15 protein-coding genes are annotated in these 16,712 nt (G+C 65.5%); 6 read left to right on the top strand and 9 right to left on the bottom strand.

All coding sequences use genetic code 11. The features are described 5' to 3' along the window. Positions 1-16: 16 nt before the first annotated feature. The gene (locus AC3IT0_RS10955) at positions 17-1,231 is read right to left on the bottom strand and encodes a thiolase family protein (protein WP_489319840.1); all 1,215 of its coding nucleotides are present in this window, start codon (positions 1,229-1,231) and stop codon (positions 17-19) included. Next, positions 1,221-2,627, bottom strand: coding sequence for a class I adenylate-forming enzyme family protein (locus AC3IT0_RS10950; protein WP_489319839.1), 1,407 nt, complete (start codon positions 2,625-2,627; stop codon positions 1,221-1,223). The genes AC3IT0_RS10955 and AC3IT0_RS10950 overlap by 11 nt, the downstream gene beginning before the upstream one ends. Before the next feature lie 61 nt (positions 2,628-2,688). Here AC3IT0_RS10950 and ypfJ point away from each other — a divergent pair, with 61 nt between their 5' ends. Beyond that, positions 2,689-3,570 carry a KPN_02809 family neutral zinc metallopeptidase gene (ypfJ, locus tag AC3IT0_RS10945; RefSeq protein ID WP_489323703.1) on the top strand — a complete coding sequence of 294 codons (882 nt, stop codon included), beginning with the start codon at positions 2,689-2,691 and terminating at the stop codon, positions 3,568-3,570. A 136-nt stretch (positions 3,571-3,706) separates the two neighbouring features. Here the strand turns inward: ypfJ and AC3IT0_RS10940 are convergent, their stop codons facing one another. The 6 genes from AC3IT0_RS10940 to AC3IT0_RS10915 form a co-directional block, all read right to left on the bottom strand. Next, the gene (locus AC3IT0_RS10940) at positions 3,707-4,039 is read right to left on the bottom strand and encodes a metal-sulfur cluster assembly factor (protein WP_489323702.1); all 333 of its coding nucleotides are present in this window, start codon (positions 4,037-4,039) and stop codon (positions 3,707-3,709) included. A 12-nt stretch (positions 4,040-4,051) separates the two neighbouring features. Further along, positions 4,052-4,837 carry a Fe-S cluster assembly ATPase SufC gene (gene sufC, locus AC3IT0_RS10935; RefSeq protein ID WP_489323701.1) on the bottom strand — a complete coding sequence of 262 codons (786 nt, stop codon included), beginning with the start codon at positions 4,835-4,837 and terminating at the stop codon, positions 4,052-4,054. 100 nt (positions 4,838-4,937) lie between these two features. Next, entirely contained in the window at positions 4,938-5,297 is a 360-nt protein-coding gene (locus AC3IT0_RS10930; protein WP_489323700.1) for a non-heme iron oxygenase ferredoxin subunit, read from the bottom strand. Positions 5,298-5,313: 16 nt separating this feature from the next. Beyond that, positions 5,314-6,600: a Fe-S cluster assembly protein SufD gene (gene sufD / locus AC3IT0_RS10925; protein WP_489323699.1), complete on the bottom strand. Its 1,287-nt coding sequence runs from the start codon at positions 6,598-6,600 to the stop codon at positions 5,314-5,316. Positions 6,601-6,602: 2 nt separating this feature from the next. Further along, entirely contained in the window at positions 6,603-8,066 is a 1,464-nt protein-coding gene (sufB, locus tag AC3IT0_RS10920; RefSeq protein WP_354216361.1) for a Fe-S cluster assembly protein SufB, read from the bottom strand. Next, entirely contained in the window at positions 8,066-8,899 is an 834-nt protein-coding gene (locus AC3IT0_RS10915; protein WP_489323698.1) for a helix-turn-helix transcriptional regulator, read from the bottom strand. Before AC3IT0_RS10915 ends, sufB begins: the two co-directional genes overlap by 1 nt. A 115-nt stretch (positions 8,900-9,014) precedes the next feature. Between AC3IT0_RS10915 and AC3IT0_RS10910 the strand changes: the two genes are divergently transcribed. The 3 genes from AC3IT0_RS10910 to AC3IT0_RS10900 are packed head-to-tail and all read left to right on the top strand — an operon-like array spanning position 9,015 to position 11,702. Next, on the top strand, positions 9,015-9,983 hold the full coding sequence (locus AC3IT0_RS10910) for an ABC transporter ATP-binding protein (RefSeq protein WP_489323697.1): 969 nt from the start codon (positions 9,015-9,017) through the stop codon (positions 9,981-9,983). After that, complete coding sequence (locus AC3IT0_RS10905) at positions 9,980-10,750, top strand: ABC transporter permease (RefSeq protein WP_489323696.1); 771 nt, start codon at positions 9,980-9,982, stop codon at positions 10,748-10,750. Before AC3IT0_RS10910 ends, AC3IT0_RS10905 begins: the two co-directional genes overlap by 4 nt. A 7-nt stretch (positions 10,751-10,757) precedes the next feature. Beyond that, positions 10,758-11,702, top strand: a complete 945-nt coding sequence (locus AC3IT0_RS10900; protein WP_489323695.1) for a COX15/CtaA family protein — start codon at positions 10,758-10,760, stop codon at positions 11,700-11,702. A gap of 274 nt (positions 11,703-11,976) precedes the next feature. On the opposite strand, the gene AC3IT0_RS10895 is transcribed toward AC3IT0_RS10900, so the two are convergent. Continuing rightward, a complete protein-coding gene (locus AC3IT0_RS10895; RefSeq protein WP_489323694.1) occupies positions 11,977-12,939 on the bottom strand; it encodes a heme o synthase in 963 nt (320 codons plus the stop codon). A 511-nt stretch (positions 12,940-13,450) separates the two neighbouring features. On the opposite strand from AC3IT0_RS10895, the gene tkt reads away from it, so the two are divergent. Together tkt and tal are read left to right on the top strand one after the other, a co-directional pair. After that, complete coding sequence (gene tkt / locus AC3IT0_RS10890; protein WP_489323693.1) at positions 13,451-15,568, top strand: transketolase; 2,118 nt, start codon at positions 13,451-13,453, stop codon at positions 15,566-15,568. A gap of 23 nt (positions 15,569-15,591) precedes the next feature. After that, positions 15,592-16,707, top strand: a complete 1,116-nt coding sequence (tal, locus tag AC3IT0_RS10885) for a transaldolase (protein WP_489323692.1) — start codon at positions 15,592-15,594, stop codon at positions 16,705-16,707. Positions 16,708-16,712 lie beyond the last annotated feature (5 nt).

The following is a 16,712-nucleotide window of genomic DNA, read 5'->3' as shown; positions in this document are numbered from 1 at the left end:
GTTTTTCTTGTGCGGCTTAGGGGGCCTGGTGGTCGACGGCCAGCAACTCATAACGCAGCAGCGCCGCCGTGCCCATACCTCCGGCAATACTGATCAGCGCCAGTGCGAGGGAGCCATGATTCCCGGCACGCCGGGCCTGCGCGAGTAGCCGCGTCACCAGTACGGCCCCGGACGCTCCGTAGGCGTGGCCCAATGCCAGCGCCCCGCCGTCGAGGTTGACCCGCTCCGGATCAATGCCCAACTGGTCAAGGCAGGCCAGGGTCTGGGACGCGAAGGCCTCGTTGAACTCCACCAGGTCCACGCCGGCCGCGGACAGTCCCCTCGCCTGGAGGAGCCGCTCCGCGGCAACCGCTGCGCCGATGCCCAGCAGTTCGGGGTCCACGCCGGCAGTATCCGTGGCCAGCACCAGGAGCCCGTTAGCTGCCCCGAGTTCCCGGGCCCGCTGCAAGGAAGTTACGACGACGGCGGAGGCGGCGTCCGCGTCGAAGCATGAGTTCCCGGCCGTGATAGTCCCCCCTGGCACAAAGGCGGCCGGGAACCGTTTCAGGACGGCAGCGTTCAGGCCAGAACGGGGGCCGTCGTCGGCACTGATGGGTCCAGCCGGCGTTTCCAGCGTGGTGATCTCGCCGGCGAAATAGCCCGCTTGTGCGGCGGCCAGTGCCCGCTGGTGGCTGCGCAGCGCCGAGGCATCCTGCCGTTCCCGGCCGACGTCGAACCGGGCGGCCACGTTCTCGGCGGCGACCCCCATATCCGGGTCGCCGAAGCTGTGCGGCACAAACTGGGCCCGGGCAAAAAAGGCGGGCTCGCCGTCGTCGTCGCGGTAGGCCCGCAGCGGGGCCGTGCTGATGCTCTCCACTCCCCCGGCGAGATACAGGGGGTTGCCGCCGGCGGCCACCAGCCGGGCGGCCAGGACAATCGCATCGAGGCCGGACCCGCACTGGCGGTCCACAGTCAGGCCCGGCACACTGACCGGCAGTCCAGCCTCAAGAAGCGCCAGACGTGCCACATTTCCGCCGCCGCCCACGGCGTTGCCGATCACCACATCAGTGACTGCGTCAGCCGGCACCTGCGTGTCTGCCAGGAGGTTGACCAGGACCGGCGCGAGAAGCTGGTGCGCACGCAGCTCCTTCAGCGCACCGTTGGCACGCCGGACCGCGGTACGCCTCGCCGCGATGATCACGGGCTGCCGGTCCGCCGGCAAGAGGTCAGCGGTCTGCCTGTCAGCGGTCAAGGTGCCGCGCCCTGGGGTCCTGGGAGCCGATCCAGTCCAGCAGGATGTTCCGGCTGACCTTGCCACGGTCCGTGGTGGGAAGTTCGGTGAGCGCGAAGTACTGGTGGGGCCGCTTGTCCCGCGGCAGGATGTTTTCGAGTCCTGCTTTGAGCTGCATGGCAGTGACTCCGCCATGGGACGGAACGACGCCGGCGACCACGCGTTGGCCGCGGAGATCATCAGGTATTCCAGCGGCCACCGCAGCAGCCACCCCCGGCACGGCAGCCAGGGCGAGTTCCACTTCGTGCGGATACACGTTCTTTCCCGAGGTCAGAATCATGTCGGCACGCCGGCCCAGGATGTGCAGTTCGCCGTCGGAGAGGTAGCCCTGGTCCCCCACCGTGAACCAGCCGTTGAAGGAGCGCATTGCCTGCCCGTCGTCGCCCCACAGGTAGCCGTTGCTGACCATGCCGCTGCGCACGCAGATGTTTCCGGCTTCGCCGTCCTGCAGTTCGGAACCGTCGTCGGCCAGTATTCTGAGGTCCACGCCCGGGAACGGGTGTCCGATGCCTGTGCCCCCGGCGTCCAGCAGCTCCCCCGCTGCCAGCCCCACACCGGAGACAAAGCTCAGTTCGGATGCGCCGTAGTACTCAAAGATGGTGGCGTTCGGCGCCCAGCGCCGTGCCGCTTCAAGGGTGCGGGCATCCAGTTTCGAGCCGGCACAGATGATGGTCCGGATGCCGGAGGCATCGACGCAGCCGGTCAGGCCGCGCTCACTCAGCAGCCGCAGCATGGTGGGCACGAGGATGAGCCGGGTCACGCCGTCGTGCGTGATGGCGGCGTGGACATCACCGACGTCGAAACTTTCAAGGGTCTGGAATTCGGAGCCGGCGTAGAGGCACTCAGCAAGGGCGTAGAGGTTAAGGCTGGCGGCCAGGGGCCCGGGCGCGAGCGTGACATCGTCCTGGGCGAGGCCGAAGAACTCAATGGACGCGTCGAAGGACTGCTGCCAGGACTGCCGGGACCGGGTAAACGCCTTGGGCACGGAGGTGGTACCGGAGGTCAGGCCGATGAGGAACGTCGACTCCGGCGGCCCGTCCGCCAAGGCATCCGCCGCGGAAACCGTTCCCGGCCTGGCTGATTCCGCCAGCCGTTGAACGATCTCCTGGTGCAGGGACGCCGGCCAGGTCGGATCCAGGACGGCGCATTGCCGGCCGCCGGCAACGGCTGCGGTGAACCTCACGGCGAAGTCCACGGAGTTGGCCTCCGCAAGGACGCTGACCGCTGCTGTCGCCGGCAGGGCTGCTGCGGCGGCGTCCCGGAGCTCGGCCCAGCGCAGGCGCCGTCCGGCCACCACAACGGCGGTGTGATGGGGGCGTTCGTCGGCCCAGCGCTGGATCTTGTCGAGAAAAGGCATCGTCCCAACTTTACCGGGCGGACTCCGCTTCGGCGGTGCCGGCAAGGGCTATTGTGACTTCATGAGCTTCAATGACAACGTCCAGCTGGACCCGTCCCAGGTCCAGGACCGGCGCGGCATGGGCCGCGGAGCCAAAGTGGGCGGCGGCGTCGGGGGCGGGATCATCCTCCTGATTGCCGTCCTCCTCGGCGTCAATCCAGCACTGTTGGAAGGCCTGACCGGCGGGGCGGGTACGGCCGAACAGAATCAGGGCACGGCACCGGCGTGCACCACGGGGGCCGATGCCGACGCACGGCTGGACTGCCGGATCACCGGCACCGTGAATAGCCTGAACGCGTTCTGGCCGGCCTACCTCCAGAACTACAACGTGCAGTACCCGCAGCCGGAGACGGTGATCTTCGACCAAGCCGTCAACAGCGGTTGCGGGACCGCTTCCAGCGCGGTGGGCCCCTTCTACTGCCCGGCTGACAGCACCGCCTACTTCGATCCGGGGTTCTTCCAGGATCTCGTGGACCGCTTCGGATCCTCGGGCGGTCCCCTGGCACAGGAGTATGTGGTGGCGCATGAATTCGGCCACCACATCCAGAACGTGCTGGGGTACATCGACCGCGCCCAGCAGGACCCGCAGGGACCCGAGTCCGGCGCCGTCCGCGTGGAACTCCAGGCCGACTGCTACGCCGGCCTCTGGGTGAGGCACGCCTCAACCCAGCCTGGACCCGACGGCCAGCCGTTCCTGGAACCGATCACCCAGCAGGACCTCAACGACGCCCTGTCCGCAGCTTCCGCCGTGGGCGATGACCGGATCCAGGAAGCCGCCACCGGCCGGGTCTCGCCGGAGGCCTGGACGCACGGCTCCAGCGAACAGCGCCAAAAGTGGTTCTACACGGGTTATCAGACCGGCGATATCAACCAGTGCGACACGTTCTCCGCGCCCACCCTCTGATCCATCGATTGCTCCGTAGCGGCCCTTTTAAGGCGTCAAAAGGGCGTTTACGGAGCAACCGATGCAAGTACGACGACGGCCGGTCACCTCCGCTGGGGAGGTAACCGGCCGTCGTCGTCCTTTGAGCGGTGAAGACTCAGATGTTGAAGCCGAGGGCCCGCATCTGGTCCTTGCCGTCATCGGTGATCCGCTCCGGACCCCAAGGCGGCATCCACACCCAGTTCAGGCGCCAGTCGTCGACGATGCCGTCAAGGGACTTGCCTACCTGCTCCTCGATGACATCGGTGAGCGGGCAGGCGGCCGTGGTGAGCGTCATGTCGATCAGCAGCGCGCCGTCGTCGTCGGAGTACTTCAGGCCGTACAGCAGCCCGAGGTCCACGATGTTCACACCGAGTTCCGGGTCGATGACGTCCTTAAGTGCCTCTTCGACATCCTCGAGGCCCGTGCGGGCCGCATTGATTTCGGTCATGGCAAGTCCTAACTAGGCCTGGGCAGCAGCGATGGCGGCTGCGCCGGCGCCCGTGGTGTAGCGGTCGTAGCCTTCGTCTTCGAGGCGGTCTGCCAGCTCCGGGCCGCCTTCCTCGACAACCTGGCCGTCTACGAATACGTGGACGAAGTCAGGCTTGATGTAGCGCAGGATGCGGGTGTAGTGCGTGATGAGCAGCGTGCCCATGTTGCCCGTTTCGTGTGCACGGTTGACGCCTTCGGAGACAACCTTCAGGGCGTCAACATCCAGCCCCGAGTCGGTCTCGTCAAGGATGGCGAACTTCGGCTTGAAGAGTTCGAGCTGGAGGATCTCCACGCGCTTCTTCTCGCCGCCGGAGAAGCCCTCGTTGACGTTGCGCTCGGCGAAGTCCGCGTCGATGCGCAGCTGGGCCATGGCCGCCTTGACGTCCTTGGTCCAGGTACGCAGCTTGGGCGCTTCGCCGTCGATGGCGGTCTTGGCGGTGCGCAGGAAGTTGGTCATGCTGACACCGGGGACCTCCACGGGGTACTGCATGGCCAGGAAGACGCCGGCGCGGGCGCGCTGGTCAACGGTCATCGCGAGGACGTCTTCGCCGTCGAGCGTGATGGTTCCGCTGGTGACCTTGTAGCGCGGGTGCCCGGCAATGGTGGATGCCAGGGTGGACTTGCCTGAACCGTTGGGGCCCATGATGGCGTGGGTCTGACCGGTCTTGATGGTCAGGCTGACGCCCTTCAGGATCTCCTTGGTGCCCTGCTCCGTGTCAATGCTGACGTGCAGGTCCTTGATCTCAAGAGTAGACATAGGTCTTGTTCTCCTCTGCACCGCGCCCTCCGGCGGTGGTGCGGTCTGTATCTGGAAGTTTGGTTCTGTTGCTTGTGTCCGGCAGGCGCCGGAGATGCTGCTAGCTGAAGTTCGGGGCTTCCGCTCCGTTGAGCACGTTCGTGAAGTCCACGTAGACCTCGTCACCAACGATCTCGACGGCGAACACCGGGATGGGATCGTAGGCGGGCAGCTGGAGCGGCTCACCGCTGCGCAGGTCGAACTGGGAGCCGTGGCCCCAGCATTCGATCATGCACCCTTCCACTTCGCCCTCGGACAGTGAGATGTCCGCGTGCGAGCACGTGTCCCCGATGGCGTGGATGTCTCCCATGGAGTCCTTCACGATGGCTACGGGGTAGTCATCGATCAGGATCCGGAGCGCCTGCTTGAGCTGGATTTCATCCGTCTTGCAGACAAATTCGCCCTTTGGCTGGTCAGTCATCTGTTTTCCGCGCCGTCTAGTTGTTCGTCACGGCGAGTTCGCGCTCTACAGCCTCGGTGAGCCGCTCTTCGAGGGCCGGTACCTTGATCTGCTGGATGATCTCGTGCAGGAAGCCACGGACCACCAGGCGGCGGGCAACATCCTCGGGGATGCCGCGGGCCATGAGGTAGAACAGGTGCTCGTCATCCAGCCGGCCGGTGGCGCTGGCGTGGCCGGCACCCTTGATCAGGCCGGTTTCGATCTCGAGGTTCGGCACGGAGTCGGCGCGGGCGCCGTCCGTGAGCAGCAGGTTGCGGTTGGCCTCGTAGCTGTCGGTGCCTTCGGCTTCCTTGCGGATCAGGACGTCGCCTACCCACACAGCGTGGGCATTGCGGCCCTGCAAAGCGCCCTTGTACAGCACGTTGGAGGTGCAGTTCGCCACGGCGTGGTCAACAAAGAGCCGCTGCTCCAGGTGCTGGCCGGCGTCGGCGAAGTACAGGCCGAACATTTCCGCTTCACCGCCGGGGGCGGTAAAACGGGCCGACGGCGTGACGCGGACCAGGTCCCCGCCGAGGCTGACGACTACGTGCTTGAACTTGGCGTCACGCCCGATCTTTGCCTGCTGCGAGGAGGCATGGACGGCGTCCTCGTTCCATTCCTGGAGCGAGACAACCGTGAGGTTGGCGCCGTCTTCAACAACGATTTCGATGTTCTCGGACACAACGGCAGAGCCCTGGTGGTTCAGGACCACAACGGCCTTGGAGAACTTCTCCGCCACGATCACCAGGTGCTGGGCGGCGGCCTCCGTGGAGGTGCCTTCGATCACAACAGTGACCTCGGTGTCAGCTTCAAACTCGGCCGGGATGGTGAGGACGGTGGCTTCGCTGAAGTTCTCCCAGGCGTTGGCGGATACGCGGTCCTCCGGGATGCCGGCGGAACCGATTCGCTTGTCGCCGCGTGCCACGGTCTCAACCGTGACCCGCTCCGGACCGCTGACGGTGATGGTGGGAGCCGCTCCCGCCAGGACCGCGCTGTGCAGGCCACGCAGGCGCTTGAGCGGGGTGAATCGCCAGTCTTCCTCAAGCCCGGTGAGGGGCTTGAAGTCCGCCAGGTTGTACGAGGTCAGCCGGCCGGCACGTGAGCTGTCCGGAATGCCGACGCCGCCGCCGTGCGAGTGGCGCTTGACCGCTTCGCCGGCCAACGGGACCTTGGAAGCGGCCGCATTGATCGGAGACAGGCTTTCGCCTTCTTCCGTGAAACCGTTAATAAACGGCTGGGCCGAGGGCGCGCCGATGCGGGCCTTTTCAGTAGTGATTTCAGTCATCGTTATCCGACGGACCCTTCCATCTGCAGTTCAATCAGGCGGTTCAGCTCAAGTGCGTACTCCATCGGGAGTTCGCGGGCGATGGGCTCGATGAAGCCACGGACGATCATCGCCATGGCCTCGTCTTCGCGCATGCCGCGGGACATCAGATAGAAGAGCTGCTCTTCGCTGACCCGGGAAACAGTTGCTTCATGGCCCATCACCACGTCATCCTCACGGATGTCGATGTACGGGTAGGTGTCCGAACGGCTGATGGTGTCAACCAGGAGCGCGTCGCAACGGACCGTGTTGGCCGAGTGCTTGGCACCTTCACGGACCTGGACCAGGCCGCGGTAGGCGGCACGTCCGCCGCCACGGGCCACGGACTTGGAGATGATGGAGCTCTTGGTGTTCGGCGCGATGTGCACCATCTTCGAACCGGTGTCCTGGTGCTGGCCGGCGCCGGCGAACGCGATGGACAGGGTCTCGCCCTTGGCGTGCTCGCCCACCAGGTAAACGGCCGGGTACTTCATGGTGACCTTCGAGCCGATGTTGCCGTCAACCCATTCCATGGTGGCGCCCTCTTCGCAGATGGCACGCTTGGTCACCAGGTTGTACACGTTGGTGGACCAGTTCTGGATGGTGGTGTAGCGGACGCGGGCGCCCTTCTTGACGATGATTTCCACCACGGCGGAGTGCAGCGAGTCCGAGGTGTAGATCGGCGCGGTGCAGCCTTCGATGTAGTGGACGTAGGAGTCCTCGTCGGCGATGATCAGCGTGCGCTCGAACTGGCCCATGTTTTCCGTGTTGATGCGGAAGTATGCCTGCAGCGGGATGTCCACGTGGACGCCCTTGGGGACGTACACAAAGGAGCCGCCGGACCAAACAGCCGTGTTCAGCGACGCGAACTTGTTGTCGCCCACGGGAATGATGGTGCCGAAGTACTCCTGGAAAATCTCCGGGTGTTCGCGCAGCGCGGTGTCGGTGTCCAGGAAGATGACGCCCTGGGCTTCGAGGTCCTCACGGATCTGGTGGTAAACAACCTCGGACTCGTACTGGGCGGCCACGCCGGAGACGAGGCGGCTGCGCTCAGCTTCCGGGATGCCCAGCTTCTCGTACGTGTTGCGGATGTCCTCGGGGAGGTCTTCCCAGGTGGCGGCCTGCTTCTCGGTGGACCGCACGAAGTACTTGATGTTGTCGAAGTCGATGCCGGAGAGGTCTGCACCCCAGGTGGGCATGGGCTTGCGGTCGAAGTACTTCAGGCCCTTCAGGCGCAGGTCCAGCATCCACTCCGGCTCATTCTTCTTGGCCGAAATGTCGCGGACTACTTCGTCGTTGATGCCACGACGTGCGTTGGCGCCGACGTCGTTCTTGTCGGACCAGCCGTACTCGTACGTGCCGATGCCGTGGAGCTCGGGATTCTTTTCCAGAATCTCCGAGATCACAGTGTCTTCGGCTACCGCTTTCTCTGATAGTTGGTCCGTCATCACGGCCTTTCTTGCTGATGGTTGGTTACTTCATCCAGGCTGGCGGGGGCTGCCTGCGGGACCTGGGGTCCCCGGGCAGCCAGCCGGCCTGTGGGTATGTGGGTGGTGCAGACGTGTCCGCCGCGCGCCAGGGTGGACAGGCGGCGTACGTCAACGCCGACCAGCCGGGCGAACACTTCGGTCTCCACGTCGCAGAAGACGGGGAACTCGGCGGCGAGCTGCTGGATAGGGCAGTGCCCCTGGCACAGCTGGACGCTGGACAGTGCTGCCGGCAGCGGGGCCTTGGCCTCGATCGAGGCGGCTGACGCCACGAAACCATCCCGGCTCAGCGCCGCAGACAGGGCCTGCGCCCTGGCGGTGATGTCCGGTCCGGCCTGTTCGACCTCCGGTGCGTACCGTCGTTCCATGTCGGCAAAACGTTCGACGGCGAATGCGCGGACTGCCTGTTCGCCCGCCACTGCCTGGAGCTGCTTGAGCGCGAGGGCGGCGATGTCGAGGTAATCGTTGCCAAGCGTGGACTGGCCTTGCGAGCTCAGGACATAGCGGCGGGCGGGACGCCCCGCGCCGGCACCGGCCTTGGCCACGCGCTTGACCTCGATAACCCCGCTGCGGGCCAGGTGATCAAGATGCCTGCGGACCGCGGCTGGCGTGAAACCGAGCATGTCGCCGAGTTCCGCCGCGCTGATGGGGCCATGCTCAAGCACGGCACCAAGGACCCGGTCCCGGGTACGCTCGTCCGAGTCCGCCACCGGCAGGGCGGCCACGTGGCCGCGGTCAGCGGCGGTACGCGGCGCTCCGTGCCCGGCAAACGGCACAGCAGTAGCATTGGTCATGGAATACACAACACAATCATGTCGTAATTTAGTCCCCCGTACTAGTAAGGTCAGGCTGACCTGCGGCCGGAATCCCCTGCGGCCCCGCCAGTACTACATCGCGTAGAATGCTGGGGTGCGATCCCCCGAATCCCCGGTTCTGTCCATCAGCGGGTTAATTAAGGATGTTGGTCCGCTGGCCAGCTTGGACGGAAAAATGCTCCGGGTGGTCAACGGCGTTTCCCTTATGGCCGAACGCGGCCAGGTCACGGCCCTGCTGGGCGCCAATGGAGCCGGGAAGACCACCACGATCGAGTGCGCCCAGGGCCTGCAGAAGCGCAGCGGCGGAAGCATCTCGCTGCTGGGCCAAGATCCGGGCCGTTCGGGCGCTGAACTGCGGTCCCGCGTCGGCGTCATGCTTCAGGACGGTGGCCTCCCGCCGTCGGCCCGTCCCATCCCGCTGTTGCGGCACATCGCCGGAATGTACGCGAGGCCCCGCTCCGTTGACGAACTGGTGGAACGGCTCGCCATAGACACTTTCGCCCGGACCACCGTGCGCAGACTCTCCGGCGGGCAGAAGCAGCGCCTGGCGCTGGCCGCGGCCCTGATGGGCAATCCGGAAGTCCTTTTCCTGGATGAGCCCAGCGCCGGCCTGGATCCCCAGTCCCGGCAGTTGGTCTTCGAGCTAATCTCGGAACTGCGGGCCGGGGGTATGGGCATTATTCTGACCACCCACCTGATGGACGACGCCCAGCGGCTGGCCGACTATGTGTACATCATCGACGCCGGCCGGAACGTCGCCGAGGGGACAGTTTCGCAACTCCTGCAGCGCGACCCCGCCGTGGAGGCCGGCACGGACCACGTCCGCACGCTGATGTTCGAGGCGCCCCCGGGGCTGGATTTCACCGGCGTGCTGCCCGATGCCATCGACGTCACTGAAACGCGGGCCGGAAGCTACGTGGCCTCGGGTGCGCTGACGCCCCGCGATCTCGCAGCGCTCACCGCTTGGTGGGCCGCCCACGACGTGATGCCCGGTTCCATGAGCCTCGCGGCACGAAGCCTGGAAGATGTCTTTCTGGACATCTCGGGAAAGGACATCCGATGACGGTGCCCACAGCCACCCCCACACCGGGAGCGCCGGCCACGCTACTGCGCCGCATCCTGCTGCAGGGCAAGTACGAATCAGCGACCATGCTGCGGAACGGCGAGCAGCTGATCCTCGCCGTGGTCCTGCCGCTTCTTGCACTGGTGGGGCTCACCGTCACCCCCTTCCTCGACGGCTTCGGAGCCAGCCGCATCAACGTGGCGGTCCCGGGCATCCTGGCTTTGTGCGCGATGTCCACGGCCTTTACCGGGCAGGGCATCGCCACCGGCTTCGACCGGCGGTACGGCGTTCTCCGGTTCCTGTCCACCACACCCCTGGGCCGTGAAGGCCTCATCGCGGGTAAGGTGCTGGCGGTCCTGGCGGTGCTCTGCCTCCAGGTGGCAGTAGTGGCACTGGTGGCGCTTCCCTTGGGCTGGCAGCCGCCTGCCGCCGGCTGGCTCCCTGGGCTGTCGCTGCTGGCCCTGGGCGCCGTGGCGTTCACCGCGCTGGGGCTCCTGGTGGCCGGCACTGTGCGGCCCGAGGCAACCCTCGCCATCACCAACCTGCTCTGGATCCTGCTGGGCGCCCTGGGAGGAATAGTGATTCCCGCGGAACGGCTGCCCGCACTTGCGCAGGGAGCGGTCCACTACCTGCCCTCCGGCGCACTCGGCGAGGCCATGCGCGAAGCTTTCCTGCACGGCTCGCTGAACGGCGGCGCCGCTCTTATCCTGCTGCTCTGGACGGTTCTTGCCGGAGCAGCAGCCATCCGTTGGTTCAAGTGGAATTGAGATATCCGTGAGCACGGCTTCACGCCTCCCCCAGATCGCCGGCCGCCTCATCGCGAGGCTGCCCCTTACCGTGGACGCCAGCGTCCGCCGCCTCGCGGTGGCGTCCCTGGTTGGCCAGACGCTGCTGGTGGTCACCGGCGGCGCCGTGCGGCTGACCGCGTCCGGCCTCGGCTGCCCCACGTGGCCTCGCTGCACGGACACCTCCCTGGTGAACACTCCCGAAATGGGGATCCACGGCTTCATTGAGTTCGGCAACCGGCTCCTGACGTTTGCCCTGGCAGCAGTTGCGCTGGCCATGCTTGTGTACTTGTGGAACCTTCGCAAGGAGCGCCGGGATCTCTTCCTGCTGGCGCTGGGCCTGCTGGCCAGCATTCCGGCACAGGCGGTGATCGGTGGCATCACCGTGCTGACCAACCTCAATCCGTGGGTGGTTGGCCTGCACTTCCTCGTTTCCATGGCCCTCGTGGTGATCGCCACGCTGCTCGTCAACCGGGCCTACGGCAGGACAGGCCGCCATGCAAGCGCCCAACTCCCCGCCTTGCCGGGCGTCATGCGTCCGCTGGCTGCCGCCGTCGGGCTTTTCTCCGCCCTCGCCGTGATGCTCGGCGTAGTGGTGACCGGCTCCGGACCCCACGCAGGTGACGCCAACGCACCCCGGAACGGCCTCGACTGGGACCTGTTCTCCCACATCCATGCCGTTCCGGCGTACGTGATCACCGCTGGAACACTCTTCGCAGTAGTGCTGGTGATTGTCCGCCGGATCCAGGGACCGTTCCGCACCTCCGTATTCTTGCTCCTGACGGTGACCCTGCTGCAGGCCGTCATCGGCTTCACGCAGTACTACAACGGCATCCCCGCGTTGCTGGTGGGCGCGCACATGCTCGGCGCGGCGCTGCTGATGAGCGCGGCAACAAACACCGCCGACGTCGCCCGCTCAAGCCCGACGGCGTAGCTCACCCTTCTGCCCTCACCCCCGATGGAGTGCCACGGTTCGCGACGAACCGTGGCACTCCGCAGTTAACGAACGCTCTCTCACCTTTGGTGGCAAAACCACGGACGCTCTCGCACCTGCTGTACGCATACGAAAGACCCTCTCTCACCTTGGGTAAGAGAGGGTCTTTGCAGTTCCAGCAGGAACTGCGAGAGCGTTGGGGCAAATCGTGCGAAACGTGAGAGAGCGTCGCTCGAAAACGCGTCAAACGTGAGAGAGCGTCCGGTGGCGGGTGCTACGAGCCGATGATCGCTGATCCGACGAACGGATCCACGGCCAGTGCGATGAACAGCAGCGTCAGGTAGCTGATGGAGCCGTGGAAGACCTTCATGGCGCGCTTGTCCGAGATGTCCTCGCGCTGCGCCCGGTTGTACAGGGAGTGTGACTCGTACAGGAACCAGGCACCCGCCAGGACTGCGGTGGCCGTGTAGACCCAGCCCGCGCCACCGGCCGGGACCAAGAGCAGCGAGCAGGCCACCATGGCCCAGGCGTAGAGGACCACCTGGACGGAAACCACCTTGGCGCCGGCAATGGCCCCCAGCATGGGGACGTTGGCGTTGCGGTAGTCCTCGCCGTAACGCATGGAAAGCGGCCAGTAGTGCGGCGGCGTCCAGAGGAAAATCACCATGAACAGGATGATGGCCGGCCACTCGACGGTGTTGGTCACGGCGGCCCAGGCGATCACCACAGGGAAGCAGCCCGCGGCTCCGCCCCACACAATGTTCTGTGCGGTGCGCCGCTTGAGGATGATCGTGTAGATGACCACGTAGAAGAAGATCGCGGCAAGGCCGAGCCAGGCGGCCAGCGGGTTTGCGCCGAACCAGAGAATAACAATGGCGGCAGCCCCGAGCAGCCAGGAGAAAACCAGCGCCTCACGAGGTGTCACCTCGCCGGTCACGAGCGGCCGGTTCTCGGTCCGGTGCATCAGTTTGTCGATGTCGCGGTCAAGGTAGCAGTTGAAGGCGCCGGCACTGCCGGCAGCAAAGGCGCCGCCTACCAGCGTGGCCAGGATCAGCCCGATGGGCGGGAAACCGCGCTCGGCGTAGATCATGGTGGGCAGGGTGCTGACCAACAGCAACTCAATGACACGCGGCTTGGTGAGGGCGAAATACGCCTTGGCCTTACGGGCGAACCCGGCTCCCCCTCTGGCGCGGGAAGCATTAAGCGGCGTATCTGTTGTGCTCACGGTGGCAGTCACCCGTTCTGGTTGGCAGTTCTCTCTGGCGGTGCAGCTGTGTCGTGCGGCCGTTCGCCGGGCAGCCCACCACTCCTCATCAGAAGAAGGTCCCGGCAACGCCCCGGGTCTGCCGCCGCCCCTCAAGGGCTCGGCTACCGGCGTCGGCCTCCAAATATCATACCGTGCGCATTTGTAACAGATGCCCGCTGGTTAGGCCCTGATGATTGCGCGCAGGGTGATTCGAGCAGATTAACTCAACCTCACGAAATGGCGATTCACATAAGGGGAAATTGCGTCCAAAAGGTGAGATTTGCGCTGACCGCAGAGTGGAATCGAGCTAAGCTGTCACCAGATCAGCACGCGGCAGAAAAGCGTTGGAAAACGCGTTCCCACAGCCCTGCTGAATGATAGATCAACGTTTCGATGGTGAACGGCTGGTACACACCGCAGCGGGCACCTCATCGTGCCCCGGAACGGATCCCGTGTACCGTCCACCATCAGCACAGAGAGGGGCCCGGTTTTCGTGCCACATTTGGAAGAGCAAGAACTGTCATGGACCAGCTTGGACCAGCGCGCGGTGGACACCATCCGCGTTCTGGCTGCGGATGCAGTGGAGAAGGTCGGTAACGGCCACCCCGGCACGGCCATGAGCCTGGCGCCCGCCGCATACCTTCTCTTCCAGAAGCTGATGCGCCACGACCCGCGCAACCCGGACTGGCTGGGACGCGACCGTTTCATCCTGTCTCCGGGCCACACGTCGCTGACCCTGTACATCCAGCTGTTCCTGTCCGGCTACGGCCTGGAACTGAAGGACCTTGAGGCGCTCCGCACCTGGGATTCCCTGACGCCGGGCCACCCGGAGTACAAGCACACCGCCGGTGTGGAAATCACCACCGGACCACTGGGCCAGGGCCTGGCTTCGTCGGTCGGTTTCGCGTACTCCCAGCGCCGCCAGCGCGGTCTGTTCGACGCCGATGCTCCCGCTGGCGAAAGCCCGTTCGACCACACCATCTGGGTCATCGCCTCCGACGGCGACCTCCAGGAAGGCGTCACGGCCGAGGCTTCCTCGCTGGCCGGCCACCAGGAACTGGGCAACCTTGTAGTTGTCTACGATGAGAACCACATCTCCATCGAGGACGACACCGACATCTCCTTCACCGAGGATGTCCTCAAGCGCTACGAGGCTTACGGCTGGCACACCCAGCGCGTCGACTGGACCAAGACCGGCGAATACAAAGAGGACGTGCAGGAGCTTTACTCCGCACTGCTCGCGGCCAAGGCCGAAACGTCGAAGCCCTCCATCATTTCGCTGCGCACCATCATCGGCTACCCGGCGCCCAAGAAGCAGAACACGGGCAAGATCCACGGTTCCGCTCTGGGTTCAGAGGAAGTCGCAGGCCTCAAGGAGGTCCTCGGCTTCGATCCCGCCAAGTCCTTCGACGTTGACCAGGAAGTCCTGGCCCACGCCCGCTCGGTCGTTGACCGCGGTGCCGCCGCCAAGAAGGAATGGGAAGAATCCTTCAACGCCTGGCAGGCCGCGAACCCCGAAGGCGCCGCCCTCCTGCAGCGCATCGAGGCCCGCGAACTGCCCGACGGCCTGGACGCCGCACTTCCGGTCTTCCCGGCCGGCAAGGACGTCTCCACCCGCGCGGCTTCCGGCAAGGTGCTGAACGCACTGGGACCTGTCATGCCGGAACTGTGGGGCGGCTCCGCCGACCTCGCCGAGTCCAACAACACCACCATCGAAGGCTCGCCGTCATTCGTGCCTGCCTCCAAGCAGACCGATACGTGGTCCGGCAACCCGTACGGCCGTGTCCTGCACTTCGGTATCCGCGAGCACGCCGCGGCATCGATCGTGAACGGCATCGCCCTACACGGCCGCACCCGCGCATTCTCCGGCACGTTCCTGATCTTCAGCGACTACCAGCGGCCCGCCATCCGGCTCGGCGCCCTGATGGGTGTTCCGTCCCTGTACGTCTGGACGCACGACTCCATCGGACTGGGCGAAGATGGGCCCACCCACCAGCCGGTGGAACAGCTCGCTTCCCTGCGCGCCATCGTTGGCCTGGACGTGGTCCGCCCCGGCGATGCCAACGAGGTCGCGATGGCATGGAAGACCATGCTGGAGAACCACGAAAACCCGGCCGGCATTGTGCTGACCCGCCAGAACATCCCCACCTACGCCCGGGGTGTTGGCGAAGCCGACGGCGACACGTTCGGTTCCGTTGACGGCGTGGCCAAGGGCGGCTACGTCCTGGCTGAAGCTTCCAAGGACGGCGCCACCGTGCCCGCCGACGTGATCCTGATCGGCACCGGCTCCGAGGTCCAGCTGGCCGTCAAGGCCCGCGAAGCCCTCCAGGCCGAAGGCATCGCCGCCCGCGTTGTCTCCATGCCGTGCGTCGAGTGGTTCAACAAGCAGGACGCCGCCTACCGCGAGTCCGTGCTCCCCGCTGCCCTCAAGGCCCGGGTCTCCGTCGAGGCCGGGCTGGCCCTGGGCTGGAGGGAATTCGTCGGCGACGCCGGCCGTTCCATCTCGCTCGAGCACTATGGCGCTTCCGCCGACTACAAGCGCCTTTTCCAGGAGTTCGGCATCACCGCGGAGGCTGTCGCCGCCGCTGCCAAGGACTCCCTCGCTGGCCTGCAGGCCTGAACCAGATTCCAGGAGATATCACGATGACTACCCCCACACAGCAGCTCTCCGACGCCGGAGTATCCATCTGGCTCGATGACCTTTCCCGCAGCCGCCTCAAGACCGGCACTCTGCGCAAGCTCATCGAAGAGAAGAACGTTGTTGGTGTCACCACCAACCCGTCCATCTTCCACGCCGCCATCAGCACAGGCCACGACTACGACGCCACCATCGCGGCCCAGGCCGCAGCTGGCGCCAGCGTCGAAGACACCATCTTCGAAATCACCACCACCGACGTCGCGGACGCCTGCGACCTCTTCGCACCGGTGGCAGCAGCCACGAACGGTGTTGACGGCCGCGTCTCCATCGAAGTTGACCCGCGCCTCGCGTGGGACACCGCCGGCACCATCGCCGAAGCCAAGCACCTGTACAAGAAGGTCAACAAGGACAACGTCCACATCAAGATCCCGGCAACCCTTGAAGGCCTCGAAGCGATCACCGCGACGCTGGCCGAAGGCATCAGCGTCAACGTGACCCTGATCTTCTCGCTCGAGCGCTACCGCGCCGTCATCAACGCTTTCCAGTCCGGCCTTGAGCAGGCCAAGGAAAACGGCCACAACCTGTCCACGATCCACTCGGTCGCGTCGTTCTTCGTTTCCCGCGTGGACTCCGAAATCGATAAGCGCCTTGACGCCATCGGCACCGACGAGGCCAAGGCACTCAAGGGCAAGGCAGGCGTGGCCAACGCACGCCTGGCGTACCAGGTCTACGAGGAACTCTTCGCCACCGAGCGCTGGGCACTGCTGGCCGAAGCCGGCGCGCTCCCCCAGCGTCCGCTCTGGGCCTCAACCGGCGTCAAGGACCCGGCTTACCCCGACACGCTTTACGTCACCGAGCTGGCAGCCCCCGGCGTCGTAAACACCATGCCGGAGAAGACCCTGGACGCCACGTTCGACCACGGCGTCGTCACCGGTGACACCGTCTCCGGCACGTACACCGAAGCCAACGCCACGCTGGACGCACTGGACGCGCTGGGTATCTCCTACAACGAGGTTGTCGCACTCCTCGAATCAGAAGGCCTGGACAAGTTCGTGGCCAGCTGGAAGGAACTCCTGGGCGACGTCGAAAGTGCCCTTGCCGCTGCACGGAAGGCTTCCTAACCCAC

The sequence above is a fragment of the Pseudarthrobacter sp. KH_020_B genome, assembly GCF_057840185.1.
This window is presented reverse-complemented; position numbering and strand designations above follow the sequence as displayed.

Coding starts and splice junctions, on each gene's coding strand:
- AC3IT0_RS10950 (WP_489319839.1), bottom strand. CDS start 2,627: ATGCCTTTTCTCGACAAGATCCAGCGCTGGGCCGACGAACGCCCCCAT.
- ypfJ (WP_489323703.1), top strand. CDS start 2,689: ATGAGCTTCAATGACAACGTCCAGCTGGACCCGTCCCAGGTCCAGGAC.
- sufC (WP_489323701.1), bottom strand. CDS start 4,837: ATGTCTACTCTTGAGATCAAGGACCTGCACGTCAGCATTGACACGGAG.
- tal (WP_489323692.1), top strand. CDS start 15,592: ATGACTACCCCCACACAGCAGCTCTCCGACGCCGGAGTATCCATCTGG.
- AC3IT0_RS10940 (WP_489323702.1), bottom strand. CDS start 4,039: ATGACCGAAATCAATGCGGCCCGCACGGGCCTCGAGGATGTCGAAGAG.
- sufD (WP_489323699.1), bottom strand. CDS start 6,600: ATGACTGAAATCACTACTGAAAAGGCCCGCATCGGCGCGCCCTCGGCC.
- sufB (WP_354216361.1), bottom strand. CDS start 8,066: ATGACGGACCAACTATCAGAGAAAGCGGTAGCCGAAGACACTGTGATC.
- AC3IT0_RS10915 (WP_489323698.1), bottom strand. CDS start 8,899: ATGACCAATGCTACTGCTGTGCCGTTTGCCGGGCACGGAGCGCCGCGT.
- AC3IT0_RS10905 (WP_489323696.1), top strand. CDS start 9,980: ATGACGGTGCCCACAGCCACCCCCACACCGGGAGCGCCGGCCACGCTA.
- AC3IT0_RS10930 (WP_489323700.1), bottom strand. CDS start 5,297: ATGACTGACCAGCCAAAGGGCGAATTTGTCTGCAAGACGGATGAAATC.